The sequence below is a fragment of the uncultured Microbacterium sp. genome, assembly GCF_963528945.1.
Taxonomy (GTDB): domain Bacteria; phylum Actinomycetota; class Actinomycetes; order Actinomycetales; family Microbacteriaceae; genus Microbacterium.
Genome location: NZ_CAURWX010000003.1, coordinates 330,999 through 346,612, shown reverse-complemented (window position 1 = coordinate 346,612; position 15,614 = coordinate 330,999). Strand labels below are relative to the sequence as shown.

At 70.7% G+C, this 15,614-nt stretch carries 15 protein-coding genes; 7 read left to right on the top strand and 8 right to left on the bottom strand.

Annotated elements, in window-relative coordinates; translation table 11 throughout:
* Positions 1-111: 111 nt before the first annotated feature.
* The gene (locus RWS82_RS11575) at positions 112-1,527 is read right to left on the bottom strand and encodes an MFS transporter (RefSeq protein ID WP_314650285.1); all 1,416 of its coding nucleotides are present in this window, start codon (positions 1,525-1,527) and stop codon (positions 112-114) included.
* Positions 1,528-1,710: 183 nt separating this feature from the next.
* Here RWS82_RS11575 and RWS82_RS11570 point away from each other — a divergent pair, with 183 nt between their 5' ends.
* The gene (locus RWS82_RS11570; RefSeq protein ID WP_314650283.1) at positions 1,711-2,898 is read left to right on the top strand and encodes an MFS transporter; all 1,188 of its coding nucleotides are present in this window, start codon (positions 1,711-1,713) and stop codon (positions 2,896-2,898) included.
* A gap of 165 nt (positions 2,899-3,063) precedes the next feature.
* Here the strand turns inward: RWS82_RS11570 and RWS82_RS11565 are convergent, their stop codons facing one another.
* On the bottom strand, positions 3,064-3,972 hold the full coding sequence (locus RWS82_RS11565) for an AraC family transcriptional regulator (RefSeq protein WP_314650281.1): 909 nt from the start codon (positions 3,970-3,972) through the stop codon (positions 3,064-3,066).
* A 98-nt stretch (positions 3,973-4,070) separates the two neighbouring features.
* Between RWS82_RS11565 and RWS82_RS11560 the strand changes: the two genes are divergently transcribed.
* On the top strand, positions 4,071-4,532 hold the full coding sequence (locus RWS82_RS11560) for a DUF3817 domain-containing protein (RefSeq protein ID WP_314650279.1): 462 nt from the start codon (positions 4,071-4,073) through the stop codon (positions 4,530-4,532).
* A gap of 29 nt (positions 4,533-4,561) precedes the next feature.
* Here the strand turns inward: RWS82_RS11560 and RWS82_RS11555 are convergent, their stop codons facing one another.
* Positions 4,562-5,230 (bottom strand): hypothetical protein, encoded by a 669-nt coding sequence (locus tag RWS82_RS11555; protein WP_314650278.1) that lies wholly within the window; start codon positions 5,228-5,230, stop codon positions 4,562-4,564.
* A gap of 240 nt (positions 5,231-5,470) precedes the next feature.
* Here RWS82_RS11555 and dnaK point away from each other — a divergent pair, with 240 nt between their 5' ends.
* From dnaK to RWS82_RS11530, 5 genes are all read left to right on the top strand, one after another.
* The gene (dnaK, locus tag RWS82_RS11550; protein WP_314650276.1) at positions 5,471-7,330 is read left to right on the top strand and encodes a molecular chaperone DnaK; all 1,860 of its coding nucleotides are present in this window, start codon (positions 5,471-5,473) and stop codon (positions 7,328-7,330) included.
* A gap of 2 nt (positions 7,331-7,332) precedes the next feature.
* Positions 7,333-7,974 carry a nucleotide exchange factor GrpE gene (locus tag RWS82_RS11545; RefSeq protein ID WP_314650274.1) on the top strand — a complete coding sequence of 214 codons (642 nt, stop codon included), beginning with the start codon at positions 7,333-7,335 and terminating at the stop codon, positions 7,972-7,974.
* A 7-nt stretch (positions 7,975-7,981) separates the two neighbouring features.
* Positions 7,982-8,971: a DnaJ C-terminal domain-containing protein gene (locus RWS82_RS11540; RefSeq protein ID WP_314650272.1), complete on the top strand. Its 990-nt coding sequence runs from the start codon at positions 7,982-7,984 to the stop codon at positions 8,969-8,971.
* Positions 8,972-9,070: 99 nt separating this feature from the next.
* Entirely contained in the window at positions 9,071-9,487 is a 417-nt protein-coding gene (locus RWS82_RS11535; RefSeq protein ID WP_314650271.1) for a heat shock protein transcriptional repressor HspR, read from the top strand.
* A 68-nt stretch (positions 9,488-9,555) separates the two neighbouring features.
* Positions 9,556-10,215: a GntR family transcriptional regulator gene (locus tag RWS82_RS11530; RefSeq protein WP_314650268.1), complete on the top strand. Its 660-nt coding sequence runs from the start codon at positions 9,556-9,558 to the stop codon at positions 10,213-10,215.
* 110 nt (positions 10,216-10,325) lie between these two features.
* On the opposite strand, the gene RWS82_RS11525 is transcribed toward RWS82_RS11530, so the two are convergent.
* The 5 genes from RWS82_RS11525 to RWS82_RS11505 all read right to left on the bottom strand — a co-directional run bounded on the left by RWS82_RS11525 (position 10,326) and on the right by RWS82_RS11505 (position 15,561).
* Positions 10,326-11,630, bottom strand: a complete 1,305-nt coding sequence (locus tag RWS82_RS11525; RefSeq protein WP_314650266.1) for a cytochrome P450 — start codon at positions 11,628-11,630, stop codon at positions 10,326-10,328.
* An 81-nt stretch (positions 11,631-11,711) separates the two neighbouring features.
* Positions 11,712-12,134 (bottom strand): ATP-binding protein, encoded by a 423-nt coding sequence (locus RWS82_RS11520; RefSeq protein WP_314650265.1) that lies wholly within the window; start codon positions 12,132-12,134, stop codon positions 11,712-11,714.
* Entirely contained in the window at positions 12,124-12,456 is a 333-nt protein-coding gene (locus tag RWS82_RS11515; protein WP_314650263.1) for an STAS domain-containing protein, read from the bottom strand. The genes RWS82_RS11520 and RWS82_RS11515 overlap by 11 nt, the downstream gene beginning before the upstream one ends.
* A complete protein-coding gene (locus RWS82_RS11510) occupies positions 12,440-14,404 on the bottom strand; it encodes a glycosyltransferase family 2 protein (RefSeq protein WP_314650261.1) in 1,965 nt (654 codons plus the stop codon). The genes RWS82_RS11515 and RWS82_RS11510 overlap by 17 nt, the downstream gene beginning before the upstream one ends.
* Positions 14,401-15,561, bottom strand: coding sequence for a GAF domain-containing SpoIIE family protein phosphatase (locus RWS82_RS11505; protein WP_314650259.1), 1,161 nt, complete (start codon positions 15,559-15,561; stop codon positions 14,401-14,403). The genes RWS82_RS11510 and RWS82_RS11505 overlap by 4 nt, the downstream gene beginning before the upstream one ends.
* Positions 15,562-15,614 lie beyond the last annotated feature (53 nt).

Here is a 15,614-nt window from a genome sequence, read left to right as displayed (position 1 = left end):
CGCGACACCCCGGCTGAAGCATCCGATCACCGGGGTGTCGCCGCGCGCCTCCGAAGTTGTGCGGGGGAGAGGCCGGGGGAGACCGGGTGGCGGAGGCGCGTCCGGGCCCGCTCAGGCGGTGCGGGCGGGGGCCTTCACCGGCAGCAGGAGCAGGAAGCCGATGAGCAGGACCACGACGATGCCCAGGATGCCGAAGGCGGTCTGCGAGGTCAGAGCGATGAGCACGGTCCAGGCGATCGAGGCCATCCAGCTCGCCGCGCGCCCGGTGGTGGCGTAGAGACCGAAGATCTCGCCCTCGCGTCCGGCGGGTGTCACGCGGGCGAGGAACGACCGCGCGGCGGCCTGCGCCGGACCGACGAAGGCGCAGAGCAGCAACCCGCCGATCCAGAACACCGTCGCCCCGCCGTCGCGCAGCACGAAGACGGCGAGCCCCGCGACGATCATGGCGCCGATCGACCCGAGAATGATGCGCTTCGGGCCGAGCCGGTCGTCGAGGCGCCCGGCGGCGATCGTCGATACGCCGGCGATGAGGTTCGCGGCGATGCCGAACACGATGATCTGCTGCGTGCCGAACCCGAACACCGACGTGCCGATGATCGCTCCGAAGGCGAACACCCCGCCGAGTCCGTCGCGGAACACGGCGCTCGAGAGCAGATACCAGAACGTCGGTCGGGTCTCGGGGTCGCGGTAGAGGGCGGCCACGTCCTTCACGAGCAGCACGTACGAACGGAAGAACCCGACCTTCCGCTCGGGGCGGCCGAGCGACGGCTCCGGCACGTACAGGAAGATCGGGATGCTGAACACGATCGCCCAGACGGCGCATCCCACCGCGATCAGTCGGTACACGAGGCCGTCGTCGGTCGGCATCCCGAACCAGTCGACGGCGTTCAGCGCGACGACGATGGCGAGCGCGATGATGCCGCCCAGGTATCCGAACCCCCACCCGAGGCCCGAGATGCGGCCGACGTTCTTCGGGGTCGCGATGCCGATGAGCATCGCGTTCGAGTTGACCGCCGCGATCTCCTGGAACACGGTGGCCGCCGAGATCAGCGCGACACCCAGCCAGAACAGGCTCGGCGTCGGCTCGACGAACCACAGGCCGAGCATGCACATCACCAGGGCGCCGGTGCCGATGCCGAGCCACAGCTTCTGGCGGCCGGCGGCGTCGGCGCGCTGCCCGAGCACGGGGGCGAGCAGCAGGATGCCGAACGCCGCGATCGTCGAGCCCAGTCCCAGGCCCGAGGTGAGCTCGGCGTCGGCGGCGACGCGACGGGGGTCGGACGGGTCGAGCGCGGCGATGTCGGCGGGCAGGAACCCCTCGCCCACGAGGTACAGCGCCGTGAAGACGAAGGTGAGGATGACGGTGTTGAAGGGCTGCGTCGCCCAGTCCCACAGCGCCCACGAGAAGACCTGCTTCTTCGGGGCCGGCGTCTCGCCGCGCAGGTCGAGGCCGACGACGGCGACCGCGCCGCTCGTGGCCGTCGCGACGGGCTCGGGGGCGCCGGGGTGGGGATCGGGTGCGCTCATGACTCGCAGTCTGGCCGTCGGCGGTGAACGGGCGGTGACGGCGCGCCGTGCGCGCGGGCGCGTTCGGGCGTGGGTGGATGCTCGGACTCGACCGGCCGCAGGGTTGAGCCACCCCGGACGATCGGTCGGGAGGGGTGGACGCGCGGTCGGGCACGCCGCTGCGGTGATCGTCAGGCTGGGAGCATGACGATCACCGCGCCCACCCCGACCTCCGAGACCGCCGCCGGACCCCTCAGCTACGGCGGGCTCATCGTGGTCATGCTCATGAGCTTCCTGCTCGTCACGGCGGAGTTCCTCCCCAACGGGGTGCTCACCGAGATGGCCGACGGGCTGGGCGTGACCCCCGGGCAGGCCGGGCAGACGGTCACCGTGACCGCTCTCGTCGGTCTGCTCGTCGCGCCGACGATCGGCCTCGTGTTCCCGCGGCTCGACCGACGGTCGCTGCTCGTGTGGATGGCGCTCGCCGCAGCCGCCTCGAACCTCATCGTCGCCGTCGCCCCGAACCTCGTGGTGGTGCTGCTGGCCCGGTTCTTCCTCGGGGCCGCGATCAGCGCGTTCTGGTCGATGTCGATCACGGTCGCCGCGCGCATCGCGGGCCCCGAGCGGCTCGGTCGCGCGGTCATGTTCACCGCGGCCGGCACGTCGCTGGCGACCGTGGCGGGCGTGCCGCTCGGCGTCATGCTCGCCGAACTCGTCGACTGGCGCGCGGTGTTCGCGATCGCCGGTGTCGCGACGGGTCTTCTCGCCATCGCACTGCGGGCGCTGCTTCCCTCCGTTCCCGCGGCGCGGGCGTCGAGCATCCGCCTGCTCGTCGACACCGTGCGCAGCCCGGGCATCGGCCTCGGTCTCGTCGGGCACGTGTTCGTGGTGCTCGGGCACTTCCTCGCCTACACCTACGTGCGGCTGGCGCTGGAGCGCATTCCCGAGGTCGACGCCGGGACGATCGTGGTGCTGCTCGCCCTGTTCGGCGCCGGCGGTCTGATCGGCAATCTCGTGATCGGGCTGATCATCGACCGCACGTTCCGGTTCTTCGCTGTGCTCGCGCCGCTGGTGATCGCGGTGTCGGTCGCGTCGATGCTGCTGCTCTCCGGCACGGTCGCCGGCATCGGGGTGGTGGTGTTCGTCTGGGGGTTCTTCTTCGCGTCGTGGTTGATCGTCGTGAACACTTGGGTCGGGCATCGGATGCCGTCGCGTCTGGAGGCCGGTGGCAGCCTGGTGGTCGTGGGCTTCCAGGCGGCGATCATGCTCGCCGCCGGAGTCGGCGGTGTGCTGGTCGACGGCGTCGGGGTGGAGGTCTCGTACGTCATCGGCGCCGCGCTGCTGCTCGTCGGGGCCGTGCTGTTCGGCCTCTCGAATCGCGCCCGCCCCTGACCCGGCTCCCGCCCCGGCATCCCCCACCCCCCCGCTCCCGCACAAGTTCGGAGTTGCGGCGCGACTCGCCGGGGATGGCCGCCGCTGAACGGCGTGTCGGCCCCGCACTCCGAAGTTGTGCCTGGGAGGCGTGGGGGGAGGCGGGGGAGGTGGGCGGGGGCCGGGCTAGGCGGTCACGGGGGTGTGGCGCCAGGTCGACGGCGTCATGCCGGTGCGCCGGCGGAACGCGCGGCTGAAGCCCTCGTCCGAGGCGTAGCCCAGCGCCCGCGACACCTCCGACACGGTCTGCCCGGCGTCGAGCATCCGCTTCGCCCGGTCGATGCGCACCTCGGTGACGTAGTCGGCGGGCGAGCGACCGACCGCCTGGCGGAAGCGCTCCGCGAACGCCGAGCGCGACATCGCCCCGATGCTCGCGAGTCGCTCGACCGTCCAGTCGCGCCCGGGCTCGTCGTGGATCGCGTCGATCACCCGATCGAGGAACGGGTCGCCCGCCAACGACGGCCATCCCGATGGGGCGCAGCCGTTCTCGGCCCACGCGCGCACCACCGAGAGCAGCACCGTCAAAACCATCAGTCGGCAGATCACCGGGTCGGTGCGTCGCACCGGTGCGCTCGAGGGGTCGACGAGTCCGAGCCCCGCGGCCAGGGTCGCGGCCGTCGGTTCGAGGTCGTCGAAGCCCGTGACGGTGAGGACGTCGGGCAGCACCGATGCCAGCGGGGATGCCGTGTCGACGAGCTCCAGGGTCACCACGATCAGCGTCGAGGGGTGGGCGGCGCGGAGCGCGAGGGGCGCGGCGCCGAGGGTGAGGAGCGCATCGCCCTGCAGCAGGAGGTCACGGGGGGCATCGGCCGCGACGGCGACATCGGAGCGGGCGGCGTCGACGTCGACGCGGCAGCCGGGGGCGATCGGCGGATGCCCCGACACCCCGCCGTCCGCGACGTACACGAGGGTCATGGCGCCGGCCGCGAGCGGCAGCACCTCGCCGGTCGACAGGGGCGCGCGGTGCGCGACGCCCGCACGGAGGTCGACGGTCGCGAGCACGCGCGCCAGAGCATCCGCATCCACTGTCGCCATACGGGTCGCAACGCGGTGCCGTCCACGGGTATTCCGGCGGGGCCGGTGGCTCATAGGAAGCGCAGATACGCTCGACGTATCCCGACCGGAGGAGTCCCGTGTTCCGTGCGCCCGCCCGCCTGTACCGAGTTCTCGCGATCGCGGAGGCGATCACCTGGACCCTGCTGATCGAGGCGATCATCGCCCGCGCGCTCGGCGCTCCGGGTGTCGTGGTCACGATCGGCGGCGGCATCCACGGGTTCGTGTTCCTCGCCTACGGGGCGACCGCCCTGCTCGTGGCGATCAACCAGCGCTGGCACGTGGGCGTCGCCCTGCTCGCGGTCGCCAGCGCCGTGGTGCCCTACGCGACGATCCCCATGAAGATCTGGCTGCACCGCACCGGCCGCCTCGACGGCGCCTGGCGGCTCGACGCTACCGACGACCCGCGCGACCACCGGTGGTTCGACCGCCTCGTGCGCTGGTTCCTCAACCGGCCGTGGGTGCTCGCCGCCCTGCTGGTCGTCGCGATCGTCGGGCTGTACGTGGTGCTGCTGCTGGCGGGCCCTCCCGGCGGCAAGTGACGCATCGCCTCAGGGGGTGACGCGTCGCCTCAGGGGGTGACGATGATCGCGTTGAGGTCGTTCACCTCGGCGAGCACGTCGGCGGGGTTGCCGGTCGAGCAGTCGGCGATCGTGTAGAGCCCGACACTGAGGGCCGAGAAACCGCGTGCCGACATGATCCAGGTGCGCCCCTCGCCCTCGCCGACCACCTGCCGGGTCTCGACGTCGTCATTGCCGGAGGTCTGGTAGCTGAACGAGCCCGTCGTCGCGTTCGGGGTGATGTCCGCGGGGCTGCCCCCGAGGAACGTCGCCATCAGCGCATCCGACGTCGCGGCGTCGTCGCCCGGCACGACGATGTCGGCGCCGAGGCGCCCCTGCCAGAAGTGCACGGTGCACGAGTCGTCGACCTTCGCATAGCTCCAGTTGCCCTGTCCGTCGTCGGGGGAAGCGACCTTCCACGCGTCGTCGGAGAGAAGCCCGTCTCCCCATTCGATGTACGCGGTCGAGGGGAGGTCCGCGCCGTCGGCGAAGGTGAGAGTGGTCGGCAACTCGCCGGAGTCGGTGTCGGGTGCCTCGCTGGGGGAGGACGTCGCGGACGGTTCGTCGGCGCCCGGGGCCTCGGCCGGGATCTGCGCGTAGACGCACCCACTGAGCGGAAGCAGGGCGAACGCGGCGACCGCGGTGACGGCGGCGAGGCGGGGGAGGCGGATGCTCGACATGCCCGTCAGCCTAGCCAGCCCCGGGCCCCGCACCCAGGGGTAGCCCTGCCCGTGATCGATATGCACGGGAAGTGGGCGCACTTGTCCGCGCCGCGGCCGACAGGGACAAAGTTGAGCCACCTCATATCAAGTTCGTTTGACAGCGCTCGGGGCCCGCGTTACACTTGAGCCATCGCGACTCAGGTTTTCCTGACCGCCGCAGACTTCCGAACCGAAACAACGTCAGCAAAGGAGAACAACATGGCACGTGCTGTGGGAATCGACCTCGGTACGACGAACTCCGTCGTCAGCGTCCTCGAGGGCGGCGAGCCGAAGGTCATCGCCAACGCCGAGGGCTTCCGCACCACCCCGTCGGTGGTCGCCTTCACGAAGGACGGCGAGGTGCTCGTCGGTGAGACCGCGAAGCGCCAGGCCGTCACCAACGTCGACCGCACCATCGCGTCGGTCAAGCGCCACGTCGGCACCGACTGGACGTTCGACGTCGACGGCAAGAAGTGGACGCCGCAGGAGATCTCCGCGCGCATCCTCATGAAGCTCAAGCGCGACGCCGAGTCCTACCTCGGCGACACGGTGACCGACGCCGTCATCACCGTTCCCGCCTACTTCAACGACGCCGAGCGTCAGGCCACGAAGGAGGCCGGTGAGATCGCGGGCCTCAACGTGCTCCGCATCATCAACGAGCCCACCGCCGCCGCCCTCGCCTACGGCCTCGACAAGGGCAAGGAAGACGAGCTCATCCTCGTCTTCGACCTCGGTGGCGGAACCTTCGACGTCTCCCTCCTCGAAGTGGGCAAGGACGACGACTTCTCGACCATCCAGGTGCGCGCCACCGCCGGTGACAACCGCCTCGGCGGAGACGACTGGGACCAGCGCGTCGTCGACTACCTGATCTCGCAGTTCAAGTCGACCACCGGTGTCGACGTCTCGGGCGACAAGATCGCGCTGCAGCGCCTCAAGGAGGCCGCGGAGCAGGCGAAGAAGGAGCTGTCGTCCTCGACCAGCACCTCGATCAACCTCCCGTACCTCTCGCTCACCGACTCGGGCCCCGTGTCGCTCAGCGAGACGCTCACGCGTGCGAAGTTCGAGGACCTCACCAAGGACCTCCTCGACCGCACCAAGAAGCCCTTTGAAGACGTCATCCGCGAGGCCGGCATCAAGGTCGCCGACATCGCGCACATCGTGCTCGTGGGTGGATCGACCCGTATGCCCGCCGTCGCCGAGCTCGTCAAGCGCGAGACCGGCAAGGAAGCGAACAAGGGCGTCAACCCGGACGAGGTCGTCGCCGTGGGCGCCGCCCTGCAGGCCGGTGTCCTCAAGGGTGAGCGCAAGGACGTGCTGCTCATCGACGTCACCCCGCTGAGCCTCGGTATCGAGACCAAGGGCGGCATGATGACCAAGCTCATCGAGCGCAACACGGCCATCCCGACCAAGCGCAGCGAGACCTTCACCACGGCTGACGACAACCAGCCGTCCGTCGCGATCCAGGTCTTCCAGGGCGAGCGCGACTTCACCCGCGACAACAAGCCGCTCGGCACGTTCGAGCTCACCGGCATCGCGCCGGCGCCCCGCGGTATCCCGCAGATCGAGGTCACGTTCGACATCGACGCGAACGGCATCGTGCACGTGTCCGCGAAGGACAAGGGCACGGGCAAGGAGCAGTCGATGACGATCACCGGCGGTTCGTCGCTGTCGAAGGACGACATCGACCGCATGGTGCGCGAGGCCGAGGAGCACGCCGCGGAAGACAAGAAGCGCCGTGAGGCCGCCGAGGTCCGCAACCAGGCCGAGACGCTCGCGTACTCGATCGACAAGCTCATCAAGGACAACGAGGACAAGCTTCCCGCCGACGTGAAGGAGTCGGTCCAGGCCGACGTCGACGCGCTCAAGACGGCGCTCGCCGGAGACGACGACGAGGCCGTGAAGACCGCGTTCGACAAGCTGAACGAGTCGCAGACCAAGCTGGGTGAGGCGATCTACGCGCAGTCGCAGGCGGATGCCGCGGCCGGCGCCCCCGAGGGCGACGCGCCCCAGGGTGAGGCGTCGTCCGAGGAGGACGTCATCGACGCCGAGGTCGTCGACGACGAGGACGAGAAGAAGTAACCATGGCTGACAAGGACTTCGAAGAGAACAACGGAGTCGCAGGCGAGGGGTCGGATGCTCAGGCATCCGGCCCCGCGCCGCAGAACCCCGACTCCCGCGAGGCGGCCGCCGCCGAGGGCTCGGACGAGACCCCGATCGACGACGCCCCCGACGACCTCACGGTCGACGACATCCTCGGCACGGCGCAGACCGGCGAGGCCGCGGCGGAGGATGCTGTGCTCGCCGACCTCGAGTCGACGCTGCTGAGCGACCTCAAGCGCCTGCAGGCCGAGTACGCCAACTACCGTCGGCGCACCGAGGAGCAGCGGCAGATCGAGATCGAGCGCGCGAAGGGCGAGGCCGTGAAGGGCCTCATCCCGGTGCTCGACGACCTCGACCGCGCCCGTCAGCACGGAGATCTCGTCGACGGCACGCCGTTCGCCGTGATCGCCGAAAAGGTGCGCGCGGTGGTGGAGCGCCTCGGCGTCGTCTCGTACGGCGAGAAGGGCGAGGAGTTCGACCCGCAGCGCCACGAGGCGATCTTCCAGCAGCCGACCCCCGGCGTCGACAAGGCCACGATCCTCGAGGTCGTCGAGGTGGGGTACCGCCTCGGTGACGTCGAGCTGCGTCCTGCGAAGGTCGTCGTCGCCGTTCCCGCAGAGTAGGTGATGGATGGCTAGCCAGGATTGGTTCGACAAGGACTTCTACAAGACCCTCGGGGTCTCGAAGGACGTCAGCGAGGCCGACCTCAAGAAGGCGTATCGCAAGCTGGCGCGGAAGTACCACCCCGACTCGAACGCCGGTGATGCCACGGCCGAGGCGCGGTTCAAGGAGATCAGCGAGGCGTACTCGGTGCTCTCCGACGCCGAGCAGCGCAAGGAGTACGACGAGATCCGCGCCATGGGCTCGGGCGCCCGCTTCACAGCGGGTGGCTCGAGCGCCGGCGGGTTCGAAGACGTCTTCAGCCGCTTCGGGCAGGGGGGCCGCGGGCAGTCCGCGGACTTCGAAGACATCTTCGCCATGTTCAACCAGGGCGGCGGCGGAGGCGGCGGCTTCGGCGGTGGGCGCTTCGGTCAGCCGAGCGGGGGGTTCCGCGGCTTCGGCGGACCGCAGCGCGGCGCCGACGTGACCGCGCGGACGACCCTCGACTTCGCCACGGCGGTGCAGGGCGAGACGATCACCCTGCAGGGTGACGACGGCAAGCCGTTCAAGGTGAAGATCCCGGCCGGGGTCGCCGACGGGCAGAAGATCCGTCTGCGCGGCCGGGGGCGTCCGTCGCCCGACGGCGGCGAAAGCGGCGACATCGTGGTGCAGATCACGGTGCGGCCGCACCCGGTGTTCACGCGCGATGGGCTGAACCTGCGCCTCGTGGTGCCGGTCACCTTCACCGAGGCGACGCTCGGGGCGACCATCGAGGTCCCGACGCTGAGCGGCGACGTGGTGAAGCTGCGCGTCGCGCCGGGCACTCCCTCCGGGCGGGTGCTGCGGGTCAAGGGCCGCGGCGTCACGACCTCGAAGGGCACCGGCGACCTCCTCGCCGAGCTGCAGGTCGCGGTGCCGACGCACCTCGACGAGGCGGCGCGCGAGGCGCTCGAGCGGTTCCAGGAGTTGGAGCCGACCGAGAACCCCCGTGCCGAGCTCATGGCGAAGGCTCGGCGATGACGAGCATCCGTCGCGCGTCCGCCGGGGCGGGCCGTTCCTGCGGGAACCGGCTCGCCTTGGCGGGCGCGCTCGTCGTCGCAACAGCGGAAGGAGAACGCGATGGATGCTGACACCCCGGTCTTCGCGATCGCCGTCGCCGCCGAGCTGGCCGGCATGCACCCGCAGACCCTGCGTCAGTACGACCGCATCGGGCTCGTCGTGCCGGGTCGCACGCGAGGCGGCTCGCGTCGCTACTCGCACCGCAACATCGAGCAGCTGCGCGAGGTGGCCCAGCTCTCCTCCGAGGGCATGAGTCTTCCGGCCATCGCGAAGCTCCTCGATCTGGAAGACGAGAACCGGATGCTCCGCCGCCGGGTCGCCGACCTCGAAGGGGCGCTGCGCGCCGAGCGCGAGAACCGCCCGGGCGTGCGGGTGTTCGCCGCCGGGTCGGCCGGTGTGGTGCCGGTGCCGCAGGGTCGGCGCATCCGCCGTTCCACCGAGCTCGTGCTGTGGAACCCGCGCGAGCACCGCGGCTGAGCATCCGCGTCGCCCTCCCGCAGGCCGATCTCCGTGTGTATTCTGTTGACTGTTAACAGGAGGTCGGCGTGCCACAGATCGTCAAACGAGCGGAGTCGCTCGGAACCCAGGTCGCCCGTGTGCTGCGCCAGCGCATCGTGCGCGGCGACCTCGCTCCAGGCACCCGCCTGACCGAAGAGGCGCTCGCCGAGGAGTTCGAGGTGAGCCGCGGTCCGATCCGCGATGCACTCACCCAGCTGTCGTTCGAGAACCTCGTCGAGATCCAGCGCCCGCGCGGCGTGTACATCGTCGGCCTCACGCAAGACGACGTCGACCAGCTGTACAGCCTGCGGGGAGCGCTCGAACAGCTCGCTCTCTCGCGCGCGATGCGCGTCGACGACGACGAGCGGTGGGCGGCGATGCAGGCCGCGGTCGAACGCATGGCAGCGGCGGCCGACGCGGGAGATCATGCCGCGTTCGTCACCGCCGACCTCGACTTCCACTCGCAGATCTACGCCCTCGCCGACCACCCGCGCCTCGAGGGCGCGTGGAGCCAGTACCTGCCGACGTTCGCGGCGCTGCTCGAGGTCACGATCAACCACGACGAAGACCTGCACGAGTCGTCGGGCGACCACGTGACGCTCATGCAGGTCATGCGCTCGGGTGCTCCCGACGAGGCCGCCGCGGTGCTCGCCGCCCACCTCGACGGCGCCCGCGACCGGATGCTGAGCGAGATCTCCGCCCGCTGACCCGCCGCCGGTCGCCCCCCTCAACCACCGCTCCCGTCGCATTTTCTGTCGCCTGCGCACGCGCCAGGCGACAGAAAATGCGACGGGAACCGGAAAGGTAGGGGAGGGGGTCAGGGCTTGCGGTGGAAGGGGCAGCTGCGCACCTTGCCGCCGGAGGCGGGCATGGTCGGAAGGCGCCGCAGGTTCACCTCGAGGCCCTCGTCGAGCACCTCCAGGCGGCGATCGCTGAGGGCCGAGACCGCGGCGGCGAGTCCGGCGATCGCCAGTTTCTCGCCGGGGCAGCGGTGACCCGTGCGGGGGTCGGCCCCACCGTGCGGCACGAACGCCTCGATCGTTTCGTAGTCGTCGACCCCCACGAAGCGATCGGGAACGAAGTCGCCGGGGCGATCCCACGACTCGGGGTCGGTGTTCGTGCCCAGGATGTCGAGCACCACCCGGCTGCCGGCGGGCACGCGCTCGCCGTCGAGCTCGACGTCCTGCGTGGCCCAGGCCGGGAGCATCGGCACGAACGGCGACGTGCGGCGGATCTCCTGCGCGAAGGCCGTCGCGAGCGGTCCGCCGGTCAGCGATCCGCGCTCGTCGGCCTCGGTCGCGATGCGCGCCCGCCACTCCGGATGCTCGTGCAGCTGTTTCGCGGCATACGCCACGAACCGCGCCACGGCGATCATCGGACGGATGACGTTCTGCAGCTCGATGCCCGCGGTGCGGGGCGCGAGCAGCACCCCGGCCTCGTCGCGGTGCCACGCCCACTCGAACAGCGCCGTGCCCTCGGCCGGCTGCAGCTCGCCGAGCCGGACGGCCACGATCAGGTTCTCCGCGTGCCCGTCCGACCACCGCCGGTTGAGGATCGCGCTCACGAACGAGGGGGAGTACGGGGCGCCGAAGCCGTCGACGATCTGCGCGAGTCGCCGCGACCAGCGGTTCTTCGCCTTGGCCGTGCCGGGCAGACCCGCCCAGCGCATGACCGCGCGTCCGAAGGCCAGCACGGCGGCGTCGTAGGCGGTGCGCGTGCTGATGCCCGATGTCCAGGCATCCACCTCGGCGCGCCATTCGCGCTCGAAGTGCGGGGTCAGTCGTTCGACCTGCTCGTCTTCGTACGCCACGTCGATGAAGGTCGCCTTGCGGTGCCGGTGCGCCGACCCGTCGAGGCTGTGCACCGATCCGTGGCCGAACAGCGTCTCCTGCACCAGGGCGGGCATCGCCCCGTGGCGGGCGGTGCGCTCACCGTCGTAGAACAGCGCGACGCCCTCCGCGCCGCGCACGAACAGCGCGTCGCGCGCGAGCAGGCGCATGCCCACGGCCCGGGCGTCGGGTCGGGTGCGCCGCCAGAGGTGTTCGCCGAGTCGGTACCCGCGGGTGAGCAGGCCGATCGAGTCTTCGTGCAGGGGGCTGGGGGCGGTGGATCGCATCTGCATGGTTCCACCGTGCCGGGGCGCGCGGAATGCCGCCAGGGGCTTGCGGCTCCGCCCTGCGCTGCTATGCGTATCGGCGACGCCCTAGGCGGGCTGCCCGAGCATCCGACGCAGCCGCCAGGTGTTGCCGCGGGTGTCGGAGTAGTGCCGCAGCTCGTCGAGCGCGGCGGTCGACAGTGCCAGCCCTCGGCCGCTCTCGCTGTCGGCATCCGGCATCTCGACGCCGTCCCAATCGATCTCCGCCGGCGGGGCGGTGTCGGTGAGGGTCGCGAGGAGGTCGTCCGCCGAAACCCGGATGTCGACGGTCAGCGTCACCTCGTCGGGGTTCTCGGCGTGCTGCACCATGTTGGTCACCACCTCGCTCACCGCGAGGGTGAAGAGCGTGCGGTCCTGGTCGGCGACGTGCGAGGCATCCGCCCACAGGCTGTCGAGCGCATCCAGCACGTGGTCGACGAGCTCGAGCCGGGCCGGCCCGTCGACGTGCACCGCGCGGGTCTCAGCGTCCATCGAACGCCGATTCCGGCGTGGGGTGGTCGCGCAGCACGCGGTCGAGGTTGGTGAGGTGCAGCACGGTCTGCACCGCGTCGGGGACCGCCGCGATGCGCAGGTCGCCGCCCGCGACGCGTGCGCTCTTCAACCCGCCCACGAGGGCGCCGAGTCCGGAGGAGTCGACGAACTGCAAGCCCGACATATCGATGACGATGTTCGACTCGCCCGCGGCGATGAGGTCGCCCACGGCGTTGCGCAGCAGCGGCGCACCCGTTGCGGTGAGTCGTCCGGTGAGGCCGATGACGGCGTAGCCGTCGCGCCGGTCAGTGCTCAGATCCATGGGTCTCCTTCTCGAGGACTCGGGCTGCGGGGCCGCGGTAGCGGGCCGCCTGGATGATGACGCTCAGCACGACGAGGTCGTAGAGCACCCATGCGGTGTTCACCAGTGTGCCGGTTCCGTCGGCGGTGCCGATGAAGACGCGCGTGACGCCGATGATGAGCGCGATGGTGAGCACGATCATGGCGGTCAGCTGGGGCCAGATCTCACGCCACGGCACCCCGCGCGGATCGCGGCCGTCCTTGCGGGTCACGGCGAACGACAGCGGTCGGCCCAGCGCCACGTTCGCGAACGCCGTCCAGCACGCGCGGATCCACACCGGGAAGAGGGCGAGGGAGTACTGCTGCCCCCGCCAGGTCTTGACGCCCTTCGCGACCACCAGGAACAGCAGCTGGTTGACGAGGAAGTACGGCAGGAAGCGCGCGAAGAAATCGACCGACCAGGCGGTGACGGGCAGGATGCCGAACACCAGATAGACGACGGGTGCCGTGAGGTACACGATCGCGGCGAAGCCCGAGAGGTAGCTCCACATGGTGGCGAAGTACATGAGGCGCTGCCCGATCGAGAGCCCGCGCTTGGCGAGCGGGTTGTCGCGCAGTAGCACCTGCATGGTGCCCTGGGCCCAGCGCAGCCGCTGGGTGAGCATCGTGCGCAGGTCTTCGGGGGCGAGGCCCTTCGCGAGGATCTCGTGGTGGTACACGCTGCGCCATCCCTGCGAGTGCAGCTGCATCGCCGTCGCCATGTCTTCGGTGACGGAGATCGTGGCCATCGGCAGGATGGGCTGGGCCTCGTCGCCGCGGTCGAGCCGTAGGGCGTCGAGCAGGGCGCGCACCGTGTCGAGCGCGGTGATGGGGGAGAGGTCGGATGCCGCGAGCGCCGCGAGCCCCGCCTCATCGACGACGATCGCGTCGAGCTCGGAGTCGTGGGCGATCGGCAGTGCGCCGAGCTCGTCGAGGTCGGCGCGGATGCCGGCGAGGTCCTTCGCGACGATGATGCGGGAGGCGGCGTCGACGGCGGCGCGCACGCGGTCGGCCACCTCGGCCACCGCGGTGCCGTCGCCGAGGTCGCGGCGACCCTGCCGGATCGCGATCTGCAGCGCGCCCAGCTCGCGGGCGAGGTCGGGGTCGGCGGCGGCCCGCGCCTCCTTCTCGACCATCTGCTCCGAGGTGCGCAGGGCGCGGGCGGCCGAGTCGGTCACCTCGCGCACGTAGCCGGTGATGCCGAGGCGCATCAGCGCCTCTCGGCGCAGCACGGCGTTGGAGCCGCAGAAGAACGCCGCGTTCCAGCCGTCCTTGCCCTGCTGGATGGGGCCGTAGAAGAGGGGCGCCTGGCTGCCGAGCGGGTCGGCCTCGTCGACGTTGATGAACCACTGCGGCGTCTGCACGAGCGCGACCTCGGGGTCGTCGGCGAAGTAGCCGAGGGTGCGGTGCAGGATGAGCGGGTCCGGCACCTGATCGGTGTCTAGGATGAGGAGGAACTCGCCGTCGGTCTGCAGCAGGGCGCTGTTCAGGTTGCCGGCCTTCGCGTGCCGGGGCTTGCCGGTCCAGTCCTCGGAACGGGTGAGATAGCCGACCCCCGCGTCGCGGGCCGCGGCCTCGAGGTCGGGGCGGGAGCCGTCGTCGAGGATCCAGGTGGTGTGCGGGTAGGCGATGCGCTTCGCAGCGCGAGCGGTCTCCATGACCATCGCGATCGGTTCGTCGTAGGTGGTGATGAACACGTCGACGGTGCCCTGCGGCGGCGAGGTCGGGCCGGGGCGTTCCTTCGCGCGCCACATGGTGAGGCAGAAGAGGAACGTGTCGATGAGGCTGTAGGTCTCGGCGATCACGAGCGGCACGGCGATCCACCAGGCCGACCAGTTCACCGATTCGAGCCACCGCCAGGCGACGTAGTTCACGCCCAGCAGCACCGACAGCAGTGCGAGCACCCGGATGGTGGCGAACCGGGCGGTCATCTGTCCCTCCGCACGACGACGACCGTGATGTCGTCGGTGGCCGTCTCGGCGGTCGCCAGCCCCATGGCCTCGCGGATGGCCCCGTCGGGGCCCAGTTCGGTCAGCACGCGGTAGACGTGCCCGTAGGGGTCGTCGGGGTCGAGCACATCGAGAAGCCCGTCGCTGCAGCAGACGAAGGCGTCGCCCCGTTCGAGGCGGGCGTGGCGCGGTTCGCGCACCTCGGGCGGCTGCAGCCCCATGCCCATGCCGAGGGGCAGGCTCGTCGAGCGCAGGTGCTCCCACGAGCCGTCCGCCCGCAGGATGAACGCGAGGCTGTGCCCGGCGTCGATGATCTCGAGATCGCCCGTCTCGGGGGACAGCTCGGCGTGCACGGCGGTGACGAACATCGAGGTGTCGCCGAGGTCTTCTTCGAGCAGGCGGTCGATCTCGGCGATCGACTCGGTCAGTCCGCGCTCGGGTGCGGTGCGCAGCGAGGCGCGCACGCTGGCGGCCACGAGGGCGGGGCCGGTGCCCTTGCCCATCGCGTCGGCGAGGGTGATGCGCAGTGATCCGTTCTGGATGCCGAGGTCGTAGAAGTCGCCGGCGAGAGCGCCGCGCGAGACCGAACCGCCGGCGATCGTGTAGCCGGCGACCTCGGGATGCGTGTGTGGGCGCAGGGCGCTCTGGATGACGGCCGCCTGGTCGAGCTCGGCGTCGTAGGCCAGCTCGGACTGCACCCAGAGGGCGAGGTCGCGCAGCAGGTCGAGCTGGGCGTCGTCGAGCGTGTGCGGCTCGGTGTCGAGCACGCAGAGGGTGCCGATCGGCTCCCCGCCGGGGGCGTGCAGCGGATGCCCGGCGTAGAAGCGCAGGTGGGGATCGCCGACGACGAACGGGTTGTCGCCGAAGAGGTCGGTGAGCGCGGCATCCTCGATCACGACGGGGCGGTCCTGACGAACCGTGTAGTCGCAGAAGGAGTCCTGCCGCGGGGCCTCGTTGCCGCCGAGACCGATCTCGGTCTTGCGCCACTGACGGTCGCGGTCGATGAGCGAGACGGCCACCATCGGCACGCCGAACATCTCCTTCGCAAGGCGGGCGACGCGGTCGACCCGCTCATCGCGTGGGGTGTCGAGGATGCCGAGCGCATCCAGAGCGTCCTGGCGCTGTCGTTCGTCGAACACGGCCGTCCCTCCTACGGATTTGGTTCGGAGACATCCTCCCATCGGATGGGGAC